At 69.6% G+C, this 23,532-nt stretch carries 23 protein-coding genes; 15 read left to right on the top strand and 8 right to left on the bottom strand.

Annotated elements, in window-relative coordinates; all coding sequences use genetic code 11:
* On the bottom strand, positions 1 to 107 hold a 107-nt coding region (locus tag ACZ5ID_RS36420), incomplete at its 3' end, for an FAD-dependent monooxygenase (protein ID WP_468906942.1).
* Between the two features lie 23 nt (positions 108 to 130).
* The gene (locus ACZ5ID_RS36415) at positions 131 to 1,024 is read right to left on the bottom strand and encodes an alpha/beta fold hydrolase (RefSeq protein WP_468906936.1); all 894 of its coding nucleotides are present in this window, start codon (positions 1,022 to 1,024) and stop codon (positions 131 to 133) included.
* A gap of 227 nt (positions 1,025 to 1,251) precedes the next feature.
* On the opposite strand from ACZ5ID_RS36415, the gene ACZ5ID_RS36410 reads away from it, so the two are divergent.
* Positions 1,252 to 2,016, top strand: coding sequence for an SDR family NAD(P)-dependent oxidoreductase (locus tag ACZ5ID_RS36410; RefSeq protein ID WP_468906934.1), 765 nt, complete (start codon positions 1,252 to 1,254; stop codon positions 2,014 to 2,016).
* Positions 2,017 to 2,087: 71 nt separating this feature from the next.
* Here the strand turns inward: ACZ5ID_RS36410 and ACZ5ID_RS36405 are convergent, their stop codons facing one another.
* The gene (locus ACZ5ID_RS36405) at positions 2,088 to 3,572 is read right to left on the bottom strand and encodes an FAD-dependent monooxygenase (protein ID WP_468906931.1); all 1,485 of its coding nucleotides are present in this window, start codon (positions 3,570 to 3,572) and stop codon (positions 2,088 to 2,090) included.
* 826 nt (positions 3,573 to 4,398) lie between these two features.
* On the bottom strand, positions 4,399 to 5,277 hold the full coding sequence (locus tag ACZ5ID_RS36400) for a sigma-70 family RNA polymerase sigma factor (RefSeq protein ID WP_468906928.1): 879 nt from the start codon (positions 5,275 to 5,277) through the stop codon (positions 4,399 to 4,401).
* Between the two features lie 600 nt (positions 5,278 to 5,877).
* On the opposite strand from ACZ5ID_RS36400, the gene ACZ5ID_RS36395 reads away from it, so the two are divergent.
* The 10 genes from ACZ5ID_RS36395 (at position 5,878) to ACZ5ID_RS36350 (ending at position 15,881) form a co-directional block, all read left to right on the top strand.
* The gene (locus tag ACZ5ID_RS36395) at positions 5,878 to 6,336 is read left to right on the top strand and encodes a pyridoxamine 5'-phosphate oxidase family protein (RefSeq protein ID WP_468906925.1); all 459 of its coding nucleotides are present in this window, start codon (positions 5,878 to 5,880) and stop codon (positions 6,334 to 6,336) included.
* A gap of 87 nt (positions 6,337 to 6,423) precedes the next feature.
* Positions 6,424 to 7,371, top strand: a complete 948-nt coding sequence (locus ACZ5ID_RS36390; protein ID WP_468906922.1) for an aromatase/cyclase — start codon at positions 6,424 to 6,426, stop codon at positions 7,369 to 7,371.
* 174 nt (positions 7,372 to 7,545) lie between these two features.
* Positions 7,546 to 8,007: a carboxymuconolactone decarboxylase family protein gene (locus ACZ5ID_RS36385; RefSeq protein ID WP_468906920.1), complete on the top strand. Its 462-nt coding sequence runs from the start codon at positions 7,546 to 7,548 to the stop codon at positions 8,005 to 8,007.
* Positions 8,008 to 8,728: 721 nt separating this feature from the next.
* Positions 8,729 to 9,733, top strand: a complete 1,005-nt coding sequence (locus tag ACZ5ID_RS36380) for an ABC transporter ATP-binding protein (protein ID WP_468906918.1) — start codon at positions 8,729 to 8,731, stop codon at positions 9,731 to 9,733.
* On the top strand, positions 9,730 to 10,569 hold the full coding sequence (locus tag ACZ5ID_RS36375; RefSeq protein ID WP_468906915.1) for an ABC transporter permease: 840 nt from the start codon (positions 9,730 to 9,732) through the stop codon (positions 10,567 to 10,569). The genes ACZ5ID_RS36380 and ACZ5ID_RS36375 overlap by 4 nt, the downstream gene beginning before the upstream one ends.
* 535 nt (positions 10,570 to 11,104) lie before the next feature.
* Positions 11,105 to 12,340, top strand: a complete 1,236-nt coding sequence (locus ACZ5ID_RS36370; RefSeq protein WP_468906912.1) for a class I SAM-dependent methyltransferase — start codon at positions 11,105 to 11,107, stop codon at positions 12,338 to 12,340.
* A gap of 139 nt (positions 12,341 to 12,479) precedes the next feature.
* Positions 12,480 to 12,770 (top strand): hypothetical protein, encoded by a 291-nt coding sequence (locus tag ACZ5ID_RS36365; RefSeq protein ID WP_468906909.1) that lies wholly within the window; start codon positions 12,480 to 12,482, stop codon positions 12,768 to 12,770.
* A 4-nt stretch (positions 12,771 to 12,774) separates the two neighbouring features.
* Entirely contained in the window at positions 12,775 to 13,719 is a 945-nt protein-coding gene (locus ACZ5ID_RS36360; RefSeq protein WP_468906906.1) for an NAD-dependent epimerase/dehydratase family protein, read from the top strand.
* Positions 13,716 to 14,705 carry a Gfo/Idh/MocA family protein gene (locus tag ACZ5ID_RS36355; RefSeq protein WP_468906903.1) on the top strand — a complete coding sequence of 330 codons (990 nt, stop codon included), beginning with the start codon at positions 13,716 to 13,718 and terminating at the stop codon, positions 14,703 to 14,705. Before ACZ5ID_RS36360 ends, ACZ5ID_RS36355 begins: the two co-directional genes overlap by 4 nt.
* Positions 14,706 to 14,729: 24 nt before the next feature.
* Positions 14,730 to 15,881, top strand: a complete 1,152-nt coding sequence (locus ACZ5ID_RS36350) for a nucleotide disphospho-sugar-binding domain-containing protein (RefSeq protein ID WP_468906900.1) — start codon at positions 14,730 to 14,732, stop codon at positions 15,879 to 15,881.
* 468 nt (positions 15,882 to 16,349) lie between these two features.
* Here ACZ5ID_RS36350 and ACZ5ID_RS36345 read toward each other — a convergent pair whose 3' ends face one another.
* Both ACZ5ID_RS36345 and ACZ5ID_RS36340 read right to left on the bottom strand, forming a co-directional pair.
* On the bottom strand, positions 16,350 to 17,189 hold the full coding sequence (locus tag ACZ5ID_RS36345; protein ID WP_468906897.1) for a S1 family peptidase: 840 nt from the start codon (positions 17,187 to 17,189) through the stop codon (positions 16,350 to 16,352).
* A 141-nt stretch (positions 17,190 to 17,330) separates the two neighbouring features.
* Positions 17,331 to 18,311 (bottom strand): endonuclease/exonuclease/phosphatase family protein, encoded by a 981-nt coding sequence (locus ACZ5ID_RS36340; RefSeq protein ID WP_468906939.1) that lies wholly within the window; start codon positions 18,309 to 18,311, stop codon positions 17,331 to 17,333.
* A gap of 251 nt (positions 18,312 to 18,562) precedes the next feature.
* On the opposite strand from ACZ5ID_RS36340, the gene ACZ5ID_RS36335 reads away from it, so the two are divergent.
* The 4 genes from ACZ5ID_RS36335 to ACZ5ID_RS36320 all read left to right on the top strand — a co-directional run bounded on the left by ACZ5ID_RS36335 (position 18,563) and on the right by ACZ5ID_RS36320 (position 21,560).
* Positions 18,563 to 19,348 (top strand): response regulator transcription factor, encoded by a 786-nt coding sequence (locus ACZ5ID_RS36335; RefSeq protein ID WP_468906894.1) that lies wholly within the window; start codon positions 18,563 to 18,565, stop codon positions 19,346 to 19,348.
* 10 nt (positions 19,349 to 19,358) lie between these two features.
* On the top strand, positions 19,359 to 20,441 hold the full coding sequence (locus ACZ5ID_RS36330; RefSeq protein ID WP_468906890.1) for a sensor histidine kinase: 1,083 nt from the start codon (positions 19,359 to 19,361) through the stop codon (positions 20,439 to 20,441).
* Positions 20,442 to 20,521: 80 nt separating this feature from the next.
* Positions 20,522 to 20,863: a CPCC family cysteine-rich protein gene (locus ACZ5ID_RS36325; RefSeq protein WP_468906887.1), complete on the top strand. Its 342-nt coding sequence runs from the start codon at positions 20,522 to 20,524 to the stop codon at positions 20,861 to 20,863.
* Between the two features lie 475 nt (positions 20,864 to 21,338).
* Positions 21,339 to 21,560 carry a hypothetical protein gene (locus ACZ5ID_RS36320; protein WP_468906884.1) on the top strand — a complete coding sequence of 74 codons (222 nt, stop codon included), beginning with the start codon at positions 21,339 to 21,341 and terminating at the stop codon, positions 21,558 to 21,560.
* 400 nt (positions 21,561 to 21,960) lie between these two features.
* Here the strand turns inward: ACZ5ID_RS36320 and ACZ5ID_RS36315 are convergent, their stop codons facing one another.
* Together ACZ5ID_RS36315 and ACZ5ID_RS36310 are read right to left on the bottom strand one after the other, a co-directional pair.
* Positions 21,961 to 22,401 carry a hypothetical protein gene (locus ACZ5ID_RS36315; RefSeq protein ID WP_468906881.1) on the bottom strand — a complete coding sequence of 147 codons (441 nt, stop codon included), beginning with the start codon at positions 22,399 to 22,401 and terminating at the stop codon, positions 21,961 to 21,963.
* 213 nt (positions 22,402 to 22,614) lie between these two features.
* Positions 22,615 to 23,304 (bottom strand): DsbA family protein, encoded by a 690-nt coding sequence (locus ACZ5ID_RS36310; protein ID WP_468906878.1) that lies wholly within the window; start codon positions 23,302 to 23,304, stop codon positions 22,615 to 22,617.
* Between the last annotated feature and the right edge of the window lie 228 nt (positions 23,305 to 23,532).

The following is a 23,532-nucleotide window of genomic DNA, read 5'->3' as shown; positions in this document are numbered from 1 at the left end:
GGCGCGGGCAACCGGTCGTACACGGCCACGTCCACACCGCCGAGCTTGAGTTCACCGGCCAGCATCAACCCGACCGGTCCGGCCCCAACGATGATCACGTCACTCATGTCGCTCGCTTCCTCCCCGTTCCCTATGCCGTCCACTGGCCGAGGAAGTCGATCAGTTCGCGGGACACGAGTTCCGGGTCGTCCTCGGCGAGCCAGTGCAGGGACTTGTCGACCCGCACCATGCGTACGTCGGTTGCGATGTGGGACAGCTGGTCCTGTACCTGGTCGTACTGCGTGGCAGCGGCCAGCGCGAGCAGCGGCAGGGTCACCTTGCCGTACGTCTTGATGTCCTCGATGTCCTGGTGGAATGCCTGGTACCAGCCGTTGGTCGCTCGGATGCCCTCCGGGGTGTCATACGCTCGCGCGTAGACGGCGCGGTCGAAGGCGGTGACCGACTCGGGGTCTTTGAGGGAGTTGCTGTACAGCCAGTCGATCAGGTACCAGCCACGGCCGGAGAAGACCTGCTCCGGCAGGCCGCGCACCTGGTTGAACGCGTTCCACCACATGTTGAAGCCGGTGTTGGGACGCCGCAGCATCGGCCTGTCGTAGTACGTCTCGTCGGGGTGGACGACATCGAGCAGGGCAAGACGCCGGGTGGCCTCGGGGTGGTTGGCCGCGAAGCTGTAGGCGACCATCGCTCCCAGGTCGTGCCCGACGATGTGGGCGCTGTCGTATCCCAGCAGGCGGATGAGCTCGTGGACGTCACGGGCCATGTTCTTCTTCGTGAATCCGTCCGAGGGCTTCAGCTCATCCGGGACGCCCACGCCGCGATGGTCCACTGCGATGACCCGGTAGTGCTGGGCGAGCTTCGGCATCAGCTTCCGGTAGGCCCACCACGTCTCCGGCCAGCCGTGCAGCAGGACGACCGGGTCGCCGGCGCCTCCCACGACGTAGTGCAGCCGCGTGTTGTTCACATCAGCGAACTCGCTACTGAAATCCCCGCCCAACGACCGTGCCAGCTCCGCATTGTCCGGCACCTCAGGAGCTTCTATAAGGGATTGAAGGGATTCATTCGACATGCTATTGCCCCTCCCTGGATAGCCATTTACTCGACTGTAGACCAAGGCCCCCATGTTCGACCACGGCGAAGTCACAGTTGAACAGAAACTGTTCAGGTGCTCGACTCGTAGGCATCGATTGGTCAGGCTAGGGAATTATGGAAGCGGCGGAAAATCGTCGCTCACTTCGGGAGGGATCCACTTTCATGGGCAGGCTCACCGACAAAACGGCTCTCGTCACCGGCTCCAGCCGGGGCATCGGACGAGGTATCGCCCGGCGACTGGCGCGTGACGGGGCCCTCGTGGCCGTGCACTACTCGACCGGTGAGACCGAGGCCAAGGAGACGGTCGCGCTGATCGAGGGGGAAGGGGGGCAGGCGTTCACCGTGCGCGCCGACATCGGCGACCCCGGCCAGGTGCCGGCGCTCTTCGGGGCGCTGGAACGGGAACTCACCGAGCGGACCGGTTCCGCGTCCCTGGACATCCTGGTCAACAACGCGGCCTACAGCGGGCACACCGCGCTGCCCGAAGACGTCACCCTTGAGCAGCTCGACCAGTACCTCGCAGTGAACGCGCGAGCGCCGTTCCTGGTCGCGCAGCGCGCGCTCCCGCTGATCCCCCAGGGCGGACGCATCGTCAACATCTCCTCGGGGATCACCCGGAGCGCTCAACCGGACATGATCGCGTACGCGATGTCCAAGGGCGTCCTGGAGCAGCTCACGCTTCACCTGGCGCGCCACGTCGCCGACCGGGGCATCACGGTCAACAGTGTCGCCCCGGGGCTCACCGACAACGGCAAGCCGATGTTCTCCAATCCGGCCGTGGTGGCACGCCTGGCGGAGCTCTCCGCGTTCAAGCGGGTGGGCCAGGTCGAAGACATCGCCGATGTCGTGGCGTTCGTGGTGTCCGACGACGGCCGCTGGATCACCGGGAGCTACATCGACGCGAGCGGAGGCACGCTGTTGGGTTGACCTGGGCCGGAGTTGGACAGGCATCCGGGGCCCGCGCGGTTGACCGCTGCGGGCCCCGGCACGTTCATCCGTCATCCACCGGCCGGTCCGCCGAACCACCGGGTGAGGGCGGCGCGCAGGCTACCGCCGTCCGGTGCGGTCCAGGCGATGTACCCGTCGGGGCGCACCAGCACGGCGTCCGGCGGCGTGCCGGGCATGCCCTCGTCCTCCTCCACCGCCCAGGTGCAGCGGACCGTGTCGACGCGGTCAGACCAGCCAGCCGCCTCGTACCTCCCGGCCACCGGCGTGGTGATGAGCACGCCGCGGGCGGAACACAGCAGTTCGCCGACGCGCCGGGGGGTGCCGTCCACGGTGACCCGCCAGTCCGGCGACAGACGCAGCCCCAGCAGGGGATGGGCCGTTGTGAGCTCCGCGCCCATGTCGTACCGGATGTCCACACCCGACACCCGTCCAGCCAGATGGCGTGCCGCCTCCGGGAGGTCGGCGAGTTCACGCAGGACGGCCCGCAGCGGCTCCGCCTCCTCACCGCCGAGGTACAGCAGCGACGCCGCGAGGGTGTCCTGCAGCAGCCGCCGGCCCACCGGGTGCCGTTCGTCGTGGTAGGTGTCGAGCAGTCCCTCGGGGGCGTTACCCCTGAGTGCGGTGGCCAGCTTCCAGCCGAGGTTGACCGCGTCCTGGAGCCCGGTGCTGACCCCCTGCGCCGCCAGCGGAGCGTGGTCGTGGGCGGCGTCGCCGGCCAGGAAGACCCGGCCGCTGCGATACCGCTCGGCCTGGCCCTGGGCGTTGGTCAGCGCGGCCATCCAGGTCGCGTCGCCGTGATGGATGGAATCGCCGGTCATGCGCTTCCAGGCGTCCGCGATCTCGTCGAACGTCGGTTCGCTCTCACCGTGGTGCGGCGGAACGTCGGGCTCGTGGATCACGATCCGGGTGACGCCGGGGCCGAGGGTGACCGAGAGGACCATGCCACCGCCCTCCACCCGCCGACCGATCGGGTTCATCGGCAGTTCGACCCCGACCACGTCCGCCATGTATATCCCGCGCGTGGCGGGCTGTCCGGGGAAGCCGATCCCGGCCAGTTCCCGGACGGCGCTGCGGCCTCCGTCGCAGCCGACCAGGTAGGAGGCGCTGTCTTCACCCCGTCCGTCGGGTCCCTCGAACTCAACGGTGACCTTTTCGTCGTCCTGCCGCAGGCCGACGACCCGGCACCCCCGGTGCACGGTCACCCCGAGCTCCGCCACCCACGCCGCGAGCATTTCCTCGGTGCGCCACTGAGCCAGGCCCATCACTCCGTAGTGCCGGTCGGCCACCCGCTCGAAATCGATGCGCACTCCGCCGAAGTGGCCCTGCCTGCCCCACCGGACACCGTCCAGGCGCTCCAGCAGCCCCCGCTGGTCCAGCACTTCGGCGGTCCGCCGCGTGAAGCCGAGACCGCGCGACTCACCGCTCGGCACGGGCAGCCGGTCATAGATGACGACGTCGGCGCCGCCGAGACGTAGCTCGCCCGCCAGCATCAACCCCACGGGGCCGGCACCCACCACGATCACACCATCACTCACGGTCCAACTCCTCGCACATCAGCGGCAGACAGGAACGGACAGTGAAGCCCTCACCGCGTGTGAGAGGCAACGATTCGGCGCGTCAACGAGGAGCGGACGCGCCGCACCCCTTTCAGTAAGCGGAGCGTTCGACTTCGGACACTCCGCTGTTGCACACGCGCCCCATGGGACGTGCACCACCACACCCGGCACAGGCTCGGGAAGAAAAGGGAAAAAGGCCCCGGAGAAATGAAGCTTCCGACGGAAAGGGGTAACCTGCTCTCCCGGGAACCTGCACAAAACAATTACACATATCCTTTGAAGGATGCGCGCCGCCGGGCTGTGCGATGTGTGCCCCCAGCGCCCCGCGCAGAGCCCGGACAGGAACCGCCGCATATTCTGTCCGGGCGCGGGTCGGTAAAACCGGCTCGCGGAACCGGTACGCCGGCCGACCCGCGCGCCTGGCACCCCGTCAGCCTGCTGGATGAATAGGCGAGCGCACCCTTACGAATTTCGCAGGAGCAAACAAAGTGGCACCGTGGACCAGTGTGCAGCGCCGGCGGAAGGCCGTGGCAGGGTGCTGCCCCCTCGGCCAGGCGTATCGCGCCGGGGGCGGGAGGGGCATGTGGGGAAGGCGACGCAGACGCCGGACGGGCCGCGCTGAACGGCAGGGGCCGGGCGGGAATGAGGTGGGGCGGACCGGTCCCCGGTCCGAGCCCTCACCCGGCTCTGCGACCGGATACGGGTCCCGGAAGGGGCGGGCACCCGCATACGGGTGCCCGCCCCTTCCGTACGGTCCTGGCGGACTGCACGGAATGGGCGGACCGGACTCGGACCGGTCCGGAAGTCAGACCGGTTCGGGCAGGTCCATGAGGGCCAGTTTGGCGGGGTCGACGAGGGCGCGGATGTGGGTGATGCGGCCGTCGGCGACAGTGAAGGCGAGGACGGAGAGCGGGGCCCCCTCCTGGTTCCAGGAGATGACGCCGGGCAGGCCGTTGACGAGGGCGGCGTGACCCTGGACTGCGGCGCTGGCGGAGAGTTTGGCGCCGGCGGCGACCTCGGTCGCGCCCAGCGTGACGAACACCCCTGCGGGGGTGTCGACAGTGAGTTTCACTTCGGGGTCGAGCACGCGCAGCAGCCCCTCGAAGTCGCCGCCACGGGAGGCGGCGAGGAAGGCCTGCACCACCGCGCGCTGCTCGGGCCCGGCGCCGGGCGGCCGTTCGTTGGCCTGAACCTTGCGGCGGGCGCGGCTGGCGAGCGTCTTGGCGGCGGCGGGGGACTTGCCGAGGATCTGGCCGATCTCGTCGAAGGGCACCGCGAACAGGTCGTGTAGCACGAACGCGAGACGCTCGCTGGGCCGCAGCGAGTCGAGCACGACCAGGAGGGCGACACCGACCGAGTCGGCCAGTTCCGCGTCCTCGTCGGGGGCGGGGGCGCTGTCCAAGGTGACCACCATTTCGGGCAGCCAGTCGTCCCAGGAGGTCTCGTGACGGGCCTGACGTGACCTCAGGACGTCGAGGCTGAGCCGGCCGACCACGGTCGTCAGCCAGCCACCGAGGTTGTGGACGGTGTCGGTGTCCTGCCGCGACAGACGCAGCCAGGCTTCCTGGACCACGTCCTCGGCGTCGGCGTGGGAGCCGAGAACGCGGTAGGCGACCGCACGCATCCGGTCGCGGTGGGACTCGAACGCCGCGACTATGTGATCCGCCGGGCGGGTGTGGGACATGTGGTTACCTTCCTCGGGCGTGCTCCCCGCCACGGGTGTTGACGTCATGCTGAACCCGATGTGAGGAGCGGGTCCCATGGAAGCACGTATGAAGGGCGCGGGGAACCCGGCCCGCCCCTCTGGTGATCATGGAAGCCGGCCATTTGGCCGCAGGCCCACGCAAGTTGACGGGTACTCAGTGGGTGTGCATGGGCGCCGTGCGGTCCGGTTCCGGGCGCGCTCGCGCCTAGCGCTGCCGACGACTGTATGGCGACACGCCGCGCGCGTGCACAGGGGCCGGAGTGCCTTGTCTCGGACGGCGGCCGGGGCTGCGGCAGAAGAGTTACCGGGTCCGCCGGACGAAGAGACCGGCATAACCTCAACGGACAAGCGGAGCGGGCAGATATAGGGCATTCCGCCTTCTTCGAATTACTTCCGAGGGAACCTCGATGGATGTGGGATCGGTATCCGTCAACGTTCGAGCGCGACCTTTCGCAGTTGAACACCGCGCCCACTGCTGTAAAGTTGGATCATTCCAACGATGAGCGGCGGCAACCGATTTGACGCCTCATCGGTCTGGCGTTACTGCGGACAGAGAAGTCCTGAAGGAGAGCGCAAAAAATGTCGACCAGCACGCGGCGCAAACCAATAGTCGGCCAAATGCCGGAGGGGCACAGGGACACGCAGTCGTGGCCCCTTTCTGCTGCAATCGAGGAATTTCTCGCCGAGCCGGGCCAGGCGATTCTCGTCACCCCGCGCCCCAATGGCACCCCCCACGCGGTCCCGGTGAGTTTCACCTGGGACAGCGAGGCGCGGGTGGCCCGGGTCCTGACGGGCGCCAAGTCGAAGAAGGCCCGCAATTTGATCGTGGCGCCGGGCAGCCGGGTCGCCCTGTGCCAGCGTGACGACAAGTCCTCCTGGGTCACCCTGGAAGGCACCGGCACGGTGTATGAGGATGCCGAGCGGATGGCGGACGGGGCGCGGCGGTACGCCGAGCGCTACGGCAAGGAATGGCTCAACCCGCCCGGCGGGGCGATCATCGAGATCGCAGTCGACCTCGTCATGGCCCGGAACGTCTGAGTCGGCTCCGTGACCGCAGCGATCAGTTGGATCCGCCCCGGCGGCGTGTGAACCTCTCGGCCCTCCTCGATTTCCAGGAGCACGATCATGCCCGTTTCTCCCGGCACACCCACCAGCAACCCGGTCGAGCACGAGGTCGTGGTCTCGGCCCCGGCGACCGCCGTCTACCGGCTGCTCTCCAAGACGGCGAACTGGCCGAGGATCTTCCCGTCGACCGTCTACGTCGACCAGGTCGAAACCAAGGGGCGCGAGGAGCACATCCGGATCTGGGAGTGCGCGGACGGTGCGGCGAAGACCTGGACGTCGCACCGGGTGTTCGACCCCTACGGGCTGCGCATCGATTTCCACCAGGACGGCGCCGGCCTGCCGGTGGAGTCGCTGGACGGCACCTGGCTCATCGAGCCCCGCTCCGGGACCGAGTGCAAGGTGCGCCTGCTCCAGAACCCCCGCGCCACCGACGGAGACACGGCGCGTGTCCTGGACGAGGTGGACCGCGCCTGCCGGGCAGAGCTGGCCGCCCTCAAGACCAACCTGGAGTCCGCCCACGCCGCGACGGATGTGACCTTCTCCTTCACCGACACGGTCCAGATCAACGGGTCGGCCAAGGACGTCTACGACTTCATCAACGACGCGCATCTGTGGCAGGAGCGGTTGCCGCACGTCGCACGGGTGCGCCTGAGCGAGGACATGCCCGGTCTGCAGAGGCTGGAGATGGACACGAGGACCAAGGACGGCTTGACGCACACGACCGCGTCGTACCGGGTGACGTTCCCGCACCACAGGATCGCCTACCGGCAGGTCACCCTGCCCGCCCTCATGGCGCTGCACACCGGCGTCTGGACGTTCAGGGAGAACGACGAGGGCGTGGCCGCGTCGTCACAGCACACCGTCGTGCTCAACACCGATGCCATCCCCGGGATCCTGGGGCCGGACGCCGATGCCGCACAGGCCCGCGCGTACGTACGCACCGCCCTGAGCACCAACAGCACGGCGACGTTGAACCACGCCAGGGATTACGCCGAGAACCGACGCTGACCACGGCCGCCCCAACGGCCACGGAGCCCGTCCCCTCAGGAGTCGAAAGCCTCGTCGCCCGGACCCGAGGGACGGGTTCCGCGCATGTTGTTACCTTCCGCGGAGCTGATCCGTCATAGGGGTGACGGGGAACTTGGCCCCGCAACGTAAACCGATGAGGGAGAGCGCACTCACATGGAAAACCGTCTCAAGAACAAGAGCGGCGCCAACAACGTGGATGTCTGGACCGGGATCCAGCACCTTCAGAAGGCGATCTCGGCGGGCGGTGTGGACCCGAAGCTGCTCGCGCTGGTCCACCTGCGCGCCAGCCAGATCAACAGCTGCTCGGCATGCATCTACGCGAGCATCGCCGGTGGCAAGAAGGCCGGTGACACCGACGAGCGCCTGCACAACGTCGCGGCGTGGCGCGAGGCCCCGTTCTACACCGACGCCGAGCGTGCGGCTCTCGCCCTGGCCGAGGCTGCCACCCGCCTGCAGGACGGGGCGGAGGGCGTCACCGACGAGATCTGGGACGAGGTCAACGCCCACTTCACGGAGGAGCAGATCGGCGCACTCAACCTGGAGATCGCGCTGACCAACTTCTTCAACCGGATCAACCGCACCATCAAGGAGCCGGCCGGCAAGACCTGGGGCTGAGCCCGGTCCGGGATCCTGCCCCATGGCCGCGCAGTGGTGACCGGGCTCGCCGGGGGACCCCGCTGTCTCCCGGCGAGCCCTTCGGTATTGCCGCCCCGCCCGTCCGGGCACCGACCACGGGACGGCAGCGTCACACAGCGGTCCGGCGGGTCATCAGCAAGGGGGCGGGACAGGCCCCCCGGCTGTGCCCGGCGGCGGGACCGGCGTGCATCCAGTCGGACGGACGCCGCCCGGCACCGTACCCCGGCCGCCTGGGCGCACAGAGGCGGATCGGCCGGTGCGCAAGCATCGTCCCGACAGCCGCCCGCCGCGGACACCGAGCAGCCGGGCACGGTCGTACGGATACCGGCGGAGCGGCACGGACCACGGGGATCGGCCTGCCGGGTCTCTGCCCATGAGCGCGGCGTGGACGACGCGGTCGCACCCCGCAGAGGCCTCGAACGCCGCCCGCACCCGGCCGCCACGGCCACTCGGTGCCCCGGCGCCCCACCAGTCGCCCGAGCCGGCACACGTCGGCCCGACCGCACGTCGTCGCGACGCCGAGGACCGCTGCTTGGCCGCCCGCGTCCCGGCCGGGCGCCCCGGGGCGGCGCCCGCGACACCGGCGGCTCCCACGGCCCCTGCCCCGGCCGACTCTTGTGCGATGCCCGCCGGATCGGCTGCTGGCGTCGGCCGACCACCCCCTCGACCGCTCAGAGAAGTTCCCCGGAGGAGACCGGTGTTGACGTCATCGAAAGAAGCAGAGACAGAGCCCGACGTCGTCGCGACGACGGAGGCGGCCATCCGGACGGTGGGACTGGAGAAGACCTATCCGGCCGCCGGGTCGCGTCCCGAGGTGTGCGCCGTGCGCGGCATCGACCTGGAGGTGGCCCGGGGAGAGTTCTTCGGCCTGCTCGGGCCCAACGGCGCGGGCAAGTCCACCACCATCGGCATGCTCACCACCCTGGTCGAGCCGACCGGCGGCAGCGCCACGGTATACGGGCTGGACGTGGTGCGCGACCCCATCGAGGTCAAGCGCCGCATCGGGGTGGTATCGCAGAACAACACCCTGGACAGCGAGCTCACGGCGGCCGAGAACCTGGAGTTCCGTGGCCGCTACTTCGGCCTCACCGCCAAGGAGGCGCGTCGGCGCGCGGACGAGCTGATCGAGCTGTTCGGTCTGTCCGAGCAGCGCGAGGGCAACCCGTTCGAGATGTCGGGCGGGCAGGCCAAGCGAGTCATGATCTGCCGCGCGCTGATGCACGGCCCCGAGGTGCTGTTCCTGGACGAGCCGACGGCTGGCCTCGACCCGCAGACCCGCACCAACTTGTGGAAGGTGCTGCGTGACTTGCAGGCGGGCGGCCAGACGATCCTGCTCACCACGCATTACATGGAGGAGGCCGAGGCCCTGTGCGACCGCATCGCGGTCGTCGACCACGGCGCGGTCCTCGCGCGCGGCACGGTGGACGAGCTGAAGAGCACCGCCGGGGCCGAGATCATCATCTCCGTCACCTACGACGGACCCGCCCCCGCCGAGGCCCACGCCCTCGTCAGCCGGGAGGGGATCAGCAAGGTCGAGGTGGTCGACGCAGTGGTCCGGGTGTTCGCCACCGACCCCGGCGGGCTGCTCGGCGAACTGGTGACGATCGGCTCGAACGCCGGTGTCGGCGTCACCGACGTCCACCAGCTGCGGCCCAGCCTCGAAACCGTCTTCCTCACCCTGACCGGAAGGGACTACCGCGAATGAGCGCGTCGACCCAGACCCCACTGCCCGCCGTGCGGGCGACCGTTGCACGTACGCTGTCGGCGATGATGGCGCGCGAGGTGCGGGTGCTGCGCAAAACCATGGTCTCGACCTTCGTCCGGGTGCTGGTGCAGCCGGTGATGTTCGTGTTCGTGTTCGCCTACGTGATGCCCAAGATCGGCAGCGGCGTCATGGCGGGCGACGGGACGGGTGCCACCTTCTCCACCGTCCTGCTGCCCGGTCTGGTCGGCTCCTCGGTGATCATGCAGGCGATGCAGGCGGTGACCTACCCGCTGATGATGGAGCTCAACTGGCAGAAGTCCATCACCGACCGGGCGTTGGCACCGATCCCGATCGGCCTGCTGGGCGTGCAGAAAATCCTGGCGGCGGCGCTGCAGGGGTTGATCGGCGGGCTGCTGGTGTTCCCGGCGGTGCTGTTCATCCACGCGCCCGGGCAGGCCCCCGAGGTGCATGTGGCCAACTGGCCGGTGCTGATCGTGGTGCTGCTGGCCGGCGCGGTACTGGCCGCGGCCGGCGGGTTGCTTCTGGGCACGCTGATGAACCCGCAGAAGGTCCAGGTGATGTTCGCGTTGGTGCTGCTGCCCATGACCATGCTGGGCTGTGTCTACTACCCCTGGTCGGCGCTGGAGGACATTCGCTGGCTCCAGATCGTCAGCCTGGCCAACCCGCTGGTGTACGTGAGTGAGGGCCTGCGCAGCGCACTGACCCCCGATCTGCCGCACATGCCCGTCTGGGCGTTCCTGCTGGTGATCCTCGGTGGTACGGCCGTGCTCACCTGGGCCTCCACCCGTACCTTCACCAAGCGCGTCCTCACCTGACCGACGCGGGGCGGCCCGGCAGGCCGGGCACGGGTGCGCCCGCCGGTGTCCGGCTTGCCGTCCGCCCGGCGCCACGTACAGCGGGCCGGCACCGGGCAGGGGCTCGGGCGATCCGCACTGCCGCGCGGGTGCGGCGATTCGGTAATGCGCGCGGCGGAGTTCGGTCGATATGCGCGGCATGGGGCGGTGGTGTCTCTCCCACGGGTATTCGAGACAGCCCGGTGAGGCGAGGCAACAGCCGGGGCGGGCAGGAAGACGATCTTCCGCGGTTGAACACCTGGGCCAATCGACGTTCGTCTGACATGCTTTTGCGAAGTTCCGAAAGTCGGCGCGTTGCCCCAGCCGCACAGCAGTTCAGCCATTCCCGCCTCCCAGTGGTCACCCTTTCACCCGTGACACGACATCGGAGCCGCCGGATTCACCGGCTCGCACTACGTGCGCACCGTGCTCGTCGCTGAGTCCCCAATGGACCGTTCCATTGACGACGCAGGCGATTACCTATGCCGAATTCTCATTCTGTCAGTTGGAGAACCAGATGACGATTGCTGAGTGCCGCGCGTGCGGTAACGGTTCCCTGCTCCCCGTACTCGACCTGGGCTCCCAGGCGTTGACCGGAATCTTCCCCCGCGAGCGGGGCGAAGAGGTGCCGGTGGCGCCGCTGGAGCTCGTCAGATGTTCACCGGAGGGCTGCGGTCTGGTCCAGCTGCGGCACACAGCCGACCCGTCCCTGATGTACGGCGAGAGCTACGGGTACCGCTCCGGCATCCGTCCGTTCATGATCAACCACCTGAAGAGCAAGGTCGAGGCGGTGCGGCGGCTTGTCGACCTCGACCCCGCCGACCTCGTGCTCGACATCGGCAGCAACGACTCGACGCTGCTGCGCCACTACCCGGACAACGGCCCCACCCTCGTCGGCATCGACCCGACCGGCGAGAAATGGCGCCCGTACTACCCCGAGCACGTCGACCTGATCGCCGACTTCTTCTCGCGCGAGGCGTTCGGCTCCCGGTACGGCGACCGCAAGGCGAAGATCGTCACGTCGATAGCCATGTTCTACGACCTCCCCGACCCGCTGAAGTTCATGCGGGACGTCCACGACGTCCTCGCCGACGACGGCGTGTGGATGCTGGAGCTGAGCTACCTGCCGTCGATGCTGGCTGCGACGGCCTACGACGTCATCTGCCACGAGCACCTCGAGTACTACGCGCTGCGCCCGATCGAGTGGATGGCCGAGCAGGCCGGCCTGCGCGTCATCCGCGCCGAGGTCACCGACGTCTACGGCGGCAGCCTGTGCCTGACGCTCGCCAAGCCGTCCGCCGGGCACAAGGCCGACGAAGCGGCGATCGAGCGGCTGCGCAAGGAGGAGGAGGCGCTCGGGCTGGACACGGCGGCGCCCTACGAGGCGTTCGCCACACGCGTGCAGGAGCACCGCGAGGAACTGTGCGGGTTCCTGGCCGACTCCAAGGCGGCGGGCAAGCTGACCCTCGGGTACGGCGCCTCCACCAAGGGCAACGTCGTCCTGCAGTACTGCGGCCTCACCGAGAACGACCTGCCGTGCATCGGTGAGGTCAGCCCCGAGAAGTCGGGACGCTTCACGCCGGGCACCCGCATCCCCATCGTCTCCGAGCAGGAGGCGCTGGCTCAGAAGCCCGACCAGCTGCTGGTTCTGCCGTGGGTCTACCGCGACGGGTACGTGGAGCGCGAGCAGGACTTCCTGGCCGGCGGCGGCAAGCTGGTGTTCCCGCTGCCCGCACCGCTCTCCCTCGTGTGACGGAACCGGTGCCGGGCGGCCGGGGCCGCCCGGCACCGGTGACCGCACGAGGTGGCACCAACGGCGAGAGGATCGACGCGGTTTCCATGAGACTCATAGTCATGAGCGGGCCATCGGCGACCGCTGGTAGGTGGGGGACATGAACCTCCTGGTCACCGGAGCCGCCGCAGCCATCGGCCCGCACCACACACGCACCGTGCTCGCGGGCGCCTGTTCCGGACGCAAGGACCGCCGGGTCACCGTTCTCGACAAGCCCGGCGGCGGCCACCGGGGGAACGTGCCGGACGCCCGCCCCGACGAGGCGCACGGCTGTGTCGAGCACGGCGCGGGCACGGAGCCGTCACCGTTGCTGCCCACCTCCCCCTGCACCACTGCCGACCCGATCGTCCGGTCCCACCCCCGTGGTGCGAACCCCTGGAACAGGATGTGATGCGGTGAGCGGGTACGCAGTGGTCCTCGGCGGCAGCGGCGTCCTGGGCAGCCGGGTGTGCCGGGAGTTCGCCGCGGCCGGCTGGAGAGTGCTCAGCGTGTCCCGGTCTGGCGCCCGCGTGCCGTGGTGGCCCGAGGACGTCGGGACGACAGCCCTCGACCTGTCCACCGTGGACACCTGCGAACTGCGCCGGACACTGGCGGGGGCGGACGTCGTCGTCAACGCGGCGGCCGTGGTGTGGCGGACCACAGAGGACGCCATGCGGGCCCTGCACGTCGAGTTCGTCGGCCGGCTCGTCGACGCGCTCGCCGTTCTCCGGCCTCGGCCCCGTTTGATCCAGCTCGGCAGCAGTTACGAGTACGGGGCGGCCGTGTTCGGTGCAGTCACCACCGAGGACGACCGGAATCCGCCCAGCTCCGGTTACGGCGTCACCAAGCGGCTCAGCACCCAGGCCGTTCAGCGTGCCGCCCGCGAGCACCGCGTGGACGGCGTGGTGCTGCGGGTGGCGAACGTGACCGGTCCCGGCGCGGGCGGCAACAGCCTGCCCGGCATGGTCGCCCGCCGGCTCGCAGCGAGGGAGACGCAACTGCCCCTGTCCCCGCTGACCTGCTGGCGCGACTATGTGGACATACGGGACGTGATCGACGCGGTCCTGGCCGCCGCAACCGTGCCCGTCGCGGACGTCAGCGGGCAGGTCATCAACATCGCCGGTGGCTGTGCCACCCCGGTCCGTGGCCTCGTCGACCATCTGATCGCGCTATCGGGTGTACCCGCCCGGGTCGTCGAGCTGAACGACCGGGCCGTCCTGGAGACGATGCCCTGGCAGCAGCTGGACATTTCCCGGGCCCGCCACCTGCTCGGCTGGAAGCCCACCCGAGACCTGCACGACTCACTCGTGGACCTGCTCACGGCCGAGCGCAGGTCCCTGGAAGGAGGACCGGCCGCATGACCCTCCCCACGATCACACCGGTCCGTATCGGCGTCCTGGGCTGCGCCGATATCGCGTGGCGACGCACCCTGCCCGCTTTCCACGCGCTGGAGGGCGCCGAACTGGTCGCGGTGGCGAGCCGGGACCCGGACAAGGCCCGGACGTTCGCCGCCCGGTTCGGCTGCGCCGCGGTGACCGGCTACGAAACGCTCCTGGCCAGGGACGACATCGACGCCGTGTACATTCCGCTGCCCGCGATGCTCCATGCGAGATGGGTCGAGCGCGCCTTGGAGGCGGGGAAGCACGTGCTGGCGGAGAAGCCGTTGAGTGCGGACCATGCCACCACCGCACGATTGCTGGAACTCGCGCGATCGGTGGACCGGGTGCTGGTGGAGAACTTCATGTTCCCCCACCACAGTCAGCAGGAGCGAATCAAGGAGCTACTGGGATCCATCGGTGAACTGCGTTACTTCTCCAGCGCGTTCACCATCCCGCCGAAGCCCGCGGACGACATCCGCTACCAGCCGGCTGTCGGGGGCGGTGCGCTGCTGGACGTCGGGGTGTACCCGCTGCGGGCCGCCCTGCACTTCCTCGGCACGGACCTCGACGTCACGGGTGCGGTGCTGCGCGTCGACAAGGCGCGCGGGGTGGTGCTGAGCGGCAACGTGCTGCTGCACACCGCGGACGGGACCGCTGCCCAGCTCGCGTTCGGCATGGAACATGCCTACCGGGCGACCTACGAGTTCACCGGCGCCCACGGGATTCTGGCAGCGGAACGGGTGTTCACCCCGCCGGCCTCCCACCAGCCCACCGTCACCCTCTCGGGCGACGGCCGCCGCGAGGACATCATCGCCCTGACCGCGGACGACCAGGTCGTGAACACGGTCCGCTGGTTCACCGACGCGGTCGCCGGCGAACCGGTGGACCACCACCACGCGGAAACCCTCCACCTCGCCAGGCTGGTCGGCCAGGTGGAACAGCAAGCGAAGACCACGTTTGTCGACTAGTCGAGAGAGTCCGGAGGAACCCCTATGCGCGTCCTGATGATGAGTACCGCGGTACCCACGCACTTCGCCCCCCTCGTGCCACTGGCCTGGGGCCTGCGTGCGGCCGGCGCAGAGGTGCTGGTCACCGCGCAACCCGATGTGATGCCCATGGTCCGCTCGGCGGGACTCGTCGGGGCCCCGGTGGGCGAGAAGTTCGACGGGGACACGCACCTGCGAGGCTTCCTGACCGAGGGCCGGCGTCCGCTGGAGAGCTTTACCCGCTTCTCCCCGGAGGAGATGGGCTTCTACGGCCGTGTGTGGATGGACCAGGCGCGGCGCAACCTTCACGCATACCTGGAGCTGGCCCGGGAGTGGAGGCCGCAGCTGATCGTGGCGGACCAGGTGGAGTACGCCTCGCTGCTCATCGCGGGCGTCCTCGGTATTCCCGTGGTTCACCACCGCTGGGGTGTCGACCCGATCTCCGACCTCGCGCTGCGGGACGCCCGCGACGAGCTCGCCGACCTGGCGGACGAGCTCGGTCTGGACGGGTTGCCGACGCCGACCGTGGTTCTCGACCCCTGCCCGCCTTCGCTGCAGCTGCCGTCGACGAGCAAGGGCACGCCGATCCGCCATGTGCCGTTCAACGGGTACGGCGAACCCCCGGCCTGGCGGCGGCGGACGCAGGCCCGCCGGGTCGTGGTGACCCTGGGCACCCGTACGCTCCAGCTCAACGGTGTACCGCATGTGCGCCGGGTGCTCCATGCTGCCGCGAGCGTGCCGGACGTCGAGATTATCGGCACCGTCAGCCCCGAGTACTGGGACGAGCTGGGTCCGATGCCGTCTGCGGTCCAGCTGGTGCCGCCCACCCCGCTGCACCTGTTCATGGACAGCTGTGACGCGATGGTGCACCACAGTGGCTCGGGCACCATGCTCGCCGCGGCCACGGTCGGGCTGCCGCAGCTGGCACTGCCGCAGTGGTCGGACCAGTTCGCGCTGGGCGACCAACTCGAGGCAGTCGGCGCGGGCATCGCCCTCAGCGACGTCGCCAGCCAGGACAATCACAAGCTGGTGCGCGATTCGGTGGCGCTCCTGCTCGACAAGCCGGACTACCGCACCGCGGCGGAGGGTCTGGGCCGTGAGATAGCTGCCATGCCGACCCCGGCCGAGGTGGCGCTGGACCTCCTGCGACAGTGCTGACGGGTGCGGTGGCGCCCGGACTCGGAGGCGTGCCAGGGGGCCGTCGCAGCGGTGCTCGTCGTTGAAGCGAACGCCCGGGGCAAGCACCGGCGCATTGCCCCCAACGGCGCGCAGGAGGGTGGGGAAAGCGCGTGGGGCAGGCTCGGCGCAGGGCCGACAGCGGCCGGCCCGAGCGCGGTGGGCGAGGCGGGCCAGCTCACAGGAAGACAGGCGCGGTCGGCACGCAGTTCGCACAAGCCATGGCTGGTTCACCGGGCGGTTCGTTCCTTGGCGCGCAGGTCCGCGCAGGCCAGGTCGGCTCCGCGGCGCGCGGCGATGTACCGCGACGGCGGTGCCGGCGCCGACGACGACCGGAGCAGCGGCCTCCCCGGCGAACACGGCGGTGTTGCCGTCGGTACCGGTATCGGCGAGCACGGCTTCCCCCTCGGCCGTGCCGGTGGCGGCGAGGCCGGGCTCCCTGCCGGCGGCCTACGGCGCGGAAGCGGGGGAGGGGACGCGGTTGGCCTTCATGGTCTTCTTGATCCAGCCCGCGTAGGCGGGCGCGCTGGTGTAGAGGCCGGGGCCCTCGGAGCACGGCACGTTCGGGGCGCCGGGCCCGGAGGTGACGCCGATCAGCTCCCAGCGGCCGTCCCGGCCCCTGCGGATCTGCGGGCCGCCGGAGTCCCCGAAGCACGCCATCGCCTTGGGCACGGTGGTGATGGTGCACAACCGGGTGCGGTCCGCGTACCCCGGCGCGCACTCGGACTCGGCGCCCCGACGGGTGTTGAGCTCCTGCAACCGCTCCGGGAACGCGAACGCGGTGTCGACGGTGGTGCCGAAGCCCAGCAGCCGGGTCGGTGTGCCGGGCCGCCCGGCCTGTTCGGCGATCCTGATGGGCTTCTGGGAGACCGGACGGTCCAGCCGTATCAGCGCGATGTCGTCCTTGTTGGCCGCCTTGTTGTCGCCGTTCACATAGCCCGGGTGGACGAAGAAACGGTCGATCTTGCGTACGGTCCCGCCGGACTTGCGGTGGTCGCTGCCGATACGCACGGTGCCGTCCAGCTCCAGGCCCTCCCCTTGGAGGCAGTGGGCCGCCGTCAGCAACCACTGCCGGTCGATGAGCGACGCCCCGCAGTTGCCGTCGTTCAGACCCTGCGACGGCGCCGACTCGGGGATGGACGCCATGAACGGGTACCGCTCGGTGGAGTCCGTACCGCCGACGATGGCTCCGGCGCTGCCGGCCAGGACGGTGGCACAGGCCGCGACGGCGAGAGCGCCGACGGCGGCGGTGCGGGCGGTACGGCGGCGCGGCGGCTTGAAGCTGAACACAGAGGGTTCTTCCTTCTGCTCGGTGGATCATCTGCGTTCAGCTTCGCCGTACGGGTCCGGCCCGGACCATCCCGCCAACTGGCCGGTCGGGGCGGGGGCTGGCCCCCGTACGGGCGTGGGGGCTGTCCCGGCCCCGGGGGTTCACCACCTCACCCCCGCCGCCACCGGCCGGTGGTCGCTGCCGGTGGCGGGCAGCACCCAAGCGCTCCGCGGCTGCACACCGCGTACGAGGATCTGATCGATCCGTACCATCGGGAACTTCGCAGGCCAGCTGAAGCCGAAGCCGTTCCCGGCAGCCTCCTGGGCCGAGCGCAGCCGCCCGGTGACACCGTCGAACGCGCGGTCGTCGGTGGTGCCGTTCAGGTCGCCGAGCAGCACCACCCGCTCGTTCCGCTCGGCGACGAGGGCCCCGGCGAGTGCCTTCGCACCACGGTCCCGGCTGCCCGTCCAGAAACCGCCGGGAAGCACACGTACGGAGCCGAGGTGGGCCACGTACACCGCCAGCGAACCGTGGTTCGTCGTTACGGTGGTGCGCAGCGCCCGGTTGTAGGCCAGTTTGACGGCGGCCGGCTTGGTGGCGGCCAGCGGCCCGTAGTCCATCGCGATGTCGACCGGCCGGGTGTCCGACAGCGGCAGCCTGCTCCACAGCCCGACCGTGCCCAGCACGGTGTGGTACGGATACGTCGTCGCCAGCTCCTTCTCGTACAAGGGCTTCGCCTGCGGGGTGATCTCCTCCAGAGCCAGTACGTCCGCCCCGCGGGCGGCCAGCTCCCGGGCGGTGCCGGCCGGGTCGGGGTTGCCGGCGTCGACGTTGTGGCTGACCAGGGTGAGGTCGCTGCCCGGCCGGGACTTGTCGCCGAGCAGCCCGCCGAAGAGGTTCAGCCACACCACCGAAGGCAGCACCAGCGCGACCACCGCGGAGGCGGAGCGGCGCCGGAGCGCGGCGAGAAGCAGCACCGGGATGAGCAGACCGAACCAGGGCAGGAACGTTTCCACCAGGCTGCCCAGACCCGCGCGGTCGGTGAGGCCCGCGTGCAGCAGCAGGAGCAGGCCGAGGAGCAGGGCGAGCGCGGCGAGGACCGGGCCGCGCTTCCAGGGACCGGGCCCGCAAACGATGAGCATCGCCCGGCGCAGGGCCGCGCGCCGGCCACCGGGGACGGCATCCTGGCCGTCGGTGCCGCCCTGCCCGGCCTGCGCCGTGTCCACCTGCGTCATCGCTTCTCCTTGCTCGGTGCCGGTCATCGCGGTCTCGTCGGGTCCTGGAACGGGAACGGTGTGCGGCCGATGCCGGTACTCAAGGCGATTCCGTGTTGCGGGGACGTATGCGGATTTCGATACGCGGACGATAGGCACCGCCTCGTAGCATCACCCTCATGCGCGTGCTGATCGTCGAGGACGAACCCTTCCTGGCGGAGGCGGTCCGCGATGGCCTGCGGCTGGAGGCGATCGCGGCCGACATCGCGGGTGACGGCGACACCGCTCTGGAACTGCTGAGCGTCAACGCGTACGACATCGCCGTCCTCGACCGCGACATCCCGGGCCCGTCCGGCGACGACGTCGCCAGACGTATCGTCGCCTCCGGCAGCGGCATGCCGATCCTCATGCTCACCGCGGCCGACCGCCTCGACGACAAGGCGTCCGGCTTCGAACTCGGCGCCGACGACTACCTGACGAAGCCCTTCGCACTGCGAGAACTCGTTCTCAGACTCAGAGCACTGGACCGCAGGCGCGCCCACAACAGACCGCCCGTACGGGAGATCGCGGGGCTACGGGTGGACCCGTTCCGCCGGGAGGTCTACCGGGACGGCCGTTTCGTCGCGCTGACGAGGAAGCAGTTCGCCGTACTCGACGTCCTGGTGGCGGCCGAGGGAGGTGTCGTCAGCGCCGAAGAACTGCTGGAACGGGCTTGGGACGAGAACGCCGACCCGTTCACCAACGCCGTACGCATCACCGTCTCGGCCCTGCGTAAGCGGCTGGGCGAACCCGGGATCATCGCGACCGTGCCGGGCACCGGCTACCGCATCGCGACCGAGCCGGAGGCGGGACGGGAGGGCCCGAGGAGAGACAAGGGCGACGCGGGCAACGCGGTCGACGCGGTCGACACGGGAGCCGGGAACGCAGACGGAGCCGGGGGCACTGACGGGGCCGGGCGTGGATAGGGCACCCGGCATGAGCGTCCGCCTCAAACTCACCCTCAGCTATGCCGGATTCCTGATGCTGGCCGGTGTCATGCTGCTGGCGGCGGTATGGGTGTTCCTCCTGAGATACGTCCCCAACCGGGCGATGCTCATCAACCCCGACGACAGGCCCACCAACGGTGTCTTCCCCATCCGGTCCGCGCTCCTGGAGGTCTTCGCGCCGAGGGCAGCCGCGGTACTGGCGTTCCTGCTGGTCTTCGGCCTCCTGGGAGGCTGGCTCCTCGCGGGCCGGATGCTCGCCCCGCTGACCCGCATCACGGAGGCCACACGCGCGGCCACCCACGGATCGCTCTCCCACCGGGTCCGCCTCCCGGGCCGCGAGGACGAGTTCCGCGAACTGGCCGACGCCTTCGACGCGATGCTCGAACGGCTCGAAACACACGTCGCCGCCCAGCAGAGATTCGCGGCCAACGCCTCCCACGAACTGCGCACCCCGCTGGCGATCTCCAAGGCACTCCTGGACGTGGCCCGCACGGATCCACCCCGTGACACCGGCGCGCTCATCGAACGCCTCCACACGGTCAACGCCCGGGCGATCGACCTCACCGAGGCACTGCTCCTGCTCAGCCGCGCCGACGAACGGTCATTCACCCGGCAGCCGGTAGACCTCTCCCTCCTGGCGGAGGAAGCGACGGAAACCCTGCTCCCCCTGGCGGAGCGGCGAGGCGTCACCCTCGAAACCACCGGCGACATCACCCCGACGACCGGCTCGCCCGCGCTCCTGCTGCAACTGACCACGAACCTGGTCCACAACGCGATCGTCCACAACCTGCCCGAGGGCGGCGCCGTGCGGGTCACCACCACCGCGCGCCCCGACAGCGTGGCGCTCACCGTGGAGAACACGGGCGAACAGGTCACGGAGGAACTGGCAGCGACACTGACGGAACCGTTCCAGCGGGGCACCGAACGCGTACACACCGACCACGCGGGCAACGGCCTGGGCCTGGCCATCGTCAAGACGATCACCGAAGCCCACGAGGGAACCCTCACCCTCACACCACGCCCGGGGGGCGGCCTCCGCGTCAGTGTGGAACTACCCACGACGGTGGCTTGATGATCAAACGGTGAGACGGTATCTCCACTGACCAGGAAATTCCTTGTGAGGTCGCGCCGACGGGCGTGACGATGGGGCTCATGAACTCTGACGAAGAGCAGTCGACTCCGCCGCTGGGCACCGAGAACAATCTCGTCGCCTGCCCGTGCTGCTTCCACCGGACGCTGGAGCAGCGGGCCGACTTCGAGATCTGCATGGAGTGCGGCTGGGAGGACGACGGACAGGACGACGCGGACGCCCACGTGGTCCGGGGCGGCCCCAACGGCAGCCTGAGTCTGACCCAGGCCCGACGCGACTACCTGGACGCGCTGGCGGAGAGCACGGATGAGTCGATGACGCACGGCGGCGAGGGCTTGTGGTGGTCGGAAGCGCAACGTCAGGTCCCGGATGTGACTCGATGGGTGGAGGGGAATGGAGATTGAAGGACAAGACCAAGCTGTGGCTCTTTGTCATCGTCATCTCTGGAGCCTCACTCTCTGCCGTAATCAGCGGTGGACGATCGAAGGAAGCGGTTCCGATGGTGCTCGGGATTGCGGGTCTCGTGTCGGCCGCGATATTGACGTTGCTGATGACTCGTAGCCACCGGTAACCGTACGAGCCGTGGCGAGTCGGGTCGGATGCCTGGATGCGCCGGTCGCCCAGCGGATGATCTACCTGCACCGTTCGCTGAACCGCACCCCAAACGTGCTCACAGCTCCGGATCGGTGGCAAGCGCTACGACGCCCAAACCGGCGTCCGATGTCACGCGAGCCCGTCGACCCGGCGCCCCACTAACCCCCTGTCCGTATGGGCGACATGGGCGGCGTGGGACGGCCCACCACCGCCCCCCAATCACCCCCCCGCCCCATGCGCAGCGATGCCCGGACACAGCCCTGTCCGGTGGCTCAATATTCCCTTTTGTGCAACCTCGGCACCGAGGTGAGCGGTGGCTGGGGCACCTACAACCTGGTCGTCGGTCCCGGCAACCTCAACAACGACGGTCAGGGCGACCTGCTGGCCCCCGACGGCTCCTGCCCCCTGTGGTTGCAGCGCGGCAACGGGAACGGCACCGGCTTCGCCTCCCGCCTGAAGGTCGGCGGTGGCTGGAACGCGTACGACAAGACGGCGCCGGCGACCTGACGGGGGATGGCCTCGCGGACATCGTCGCGCGCACCGGCGACGGCGGCTTCCAGCCCCAGGGCAAGCTCGGCGACGGCTGGAACACGTACCGCGACCCCGGCGGCGGCCGGTATCCGCCCCCGCCACCGCACTCTGTACCCCGCCTCCCGGCACCGGCGACTCGTCCCGGGGCGGGGTACGTGCGTCGTGCCCACTGTCCGGCTCGGGCTCGCGGTGCCGCGGTATCACAGGCGTGAGCTGCCGCTCGTCGAGCGACCGGGTTCCGGGTGACGGGCTTCCGAGTGCGCGGCTTCCCGCCCGGTACGGCTGACGGGCGGCAGGTGCCGGGCGAGGACGCGGCGCAGACGGTCAGCGCCGCCGGACTCGCCGACGCCGTGTACGGCGTGTTTGGGCAGGAACGTCATGCACTTCTTGTCCGCGCTGAGCACCACGAACAGACGGGGGGTTTCCACATAGCCGGAGAATGTCGGCCAGCCGGACCACTGGCGTTGGTGCCGGTGGCCACCGTCAGCCCGCTGAGGTCCACGGTGACGTATCGCGGCTCCTCCGCCTGCGCGCGCCGGTGCGCCTGCCTGGCCTGCAGGCGGGGCGCGAGCACCAGGGCGTAGGAGAGAACCAGCGCAGCGAACAGGAGAGGAAAGAGGTCGAAGGCCCCTCGGTCGACCCAGAGGTTGAGCGCCACGGGGAACAACCCAAAGGCAATGAGCAGCCTGCGGTTGTTTCGGCCGGCGGGGGAGGCCTGAAGCAGGACCTGCGTGGCTTCCCGGAACTCTTCGCCCGTCGCCTGGTACGCCAACTGCACCACGTCGTCCGCGTACGGCTCTCTGCCGGTCTCACTCATCCGCTCCACCCCTCTGGCTTGAATACACCGCCAGCGAAGTGCGCCCCCTGCTGACCCCTGGTGCCGCTTGCCGACCCCTGCTGACCTTTGCCGGGTCATTACGCGGCACTCTGGGGCGTTCGGTGAGAGAGGGCAGGGGTGCGTGGTGCGGGCACCGCGTCGGCGCGGCCGTGCGGGGGTGCCGGACGTCAGCCGGCGCTCGGATCGCCCTGGTCAGAAGCCGTGTGCGTTCCGAAGTTCGCGCAGAAGAGCAGCGAAGGACTTCGCGTCGTACAGAAGGCCATGGGACGCCTCGGGGACGGGGTAACCGTCGATTTCGAGGCTGGGGGTACCCGGTCCGACGCCTTCCTCGGTGCCCTTCGCCTCGTACGCCTCCTCGGATGCCCGAACGAAGGCCCGGTACTTCATCGTCTTCACGGCGCTGTCGAAGGCGGCACCGCGCAACCCCGGTACCCGTGACGCGAGTTCGAGCAGACGCGCGGTGGTGTAGCCGTCCGATTCCTCTGGGGGCTGGTTACCGTAGAGCACGGCGTGGTACTCGGCGAACTTCCCCGCCTCCAGCGCCGCCCGCAGAGCGTTGACCGCCCGCTTCGAGCCGCCGCCCCCGAGCCGGTCGTCCAGGAACGAGGCCATCGTGTACTGCGCCCGCACCTCCCGGCGTACGACTGCCGCCGCCAGCGCCGGACCACCGTCCGTGCGCTCGAACTTCTCACAGTGCGGGCAGCGCGGATCCTCCAGCAGATGAAGCGTCACCGCGGCCTTGGGATCCCCCACGCTGATGGTCGTACCGTCGAGGCCCAGCCGCTCAGGGACCGCCCCCACATTCGCGTACGCCGCAGGCGCGACCCGTTCACCCTCGGCGTGCGACGCATCCCCGCCACCGCACCCAGCGGCAAACACCATGCCCGCGCCCACCCACACCAGCCACGCCCTACGTCTGCCACCCACCACGCCCACACACCCCTACCATCACCCGCACCCATGCAGAGGCCGAACACCGACCCCCACTGCCGCCCCACGTGCTGCCGCCCCGCCACTAACTGGCCCTAACAAAGGCGTTGGACGTGGCGGTGGGTGATGAGGCAGACGGCGAGGCCGAGGAAGGCTTCGTGGATGTCGTCGCGTCGTTCC

The organism is Streptomyces sp. NPDC031670 (assembly GCF_055580545.1).
This window is presented reverse-complemented; position numbering and strand designations above follow the sequence as displayed.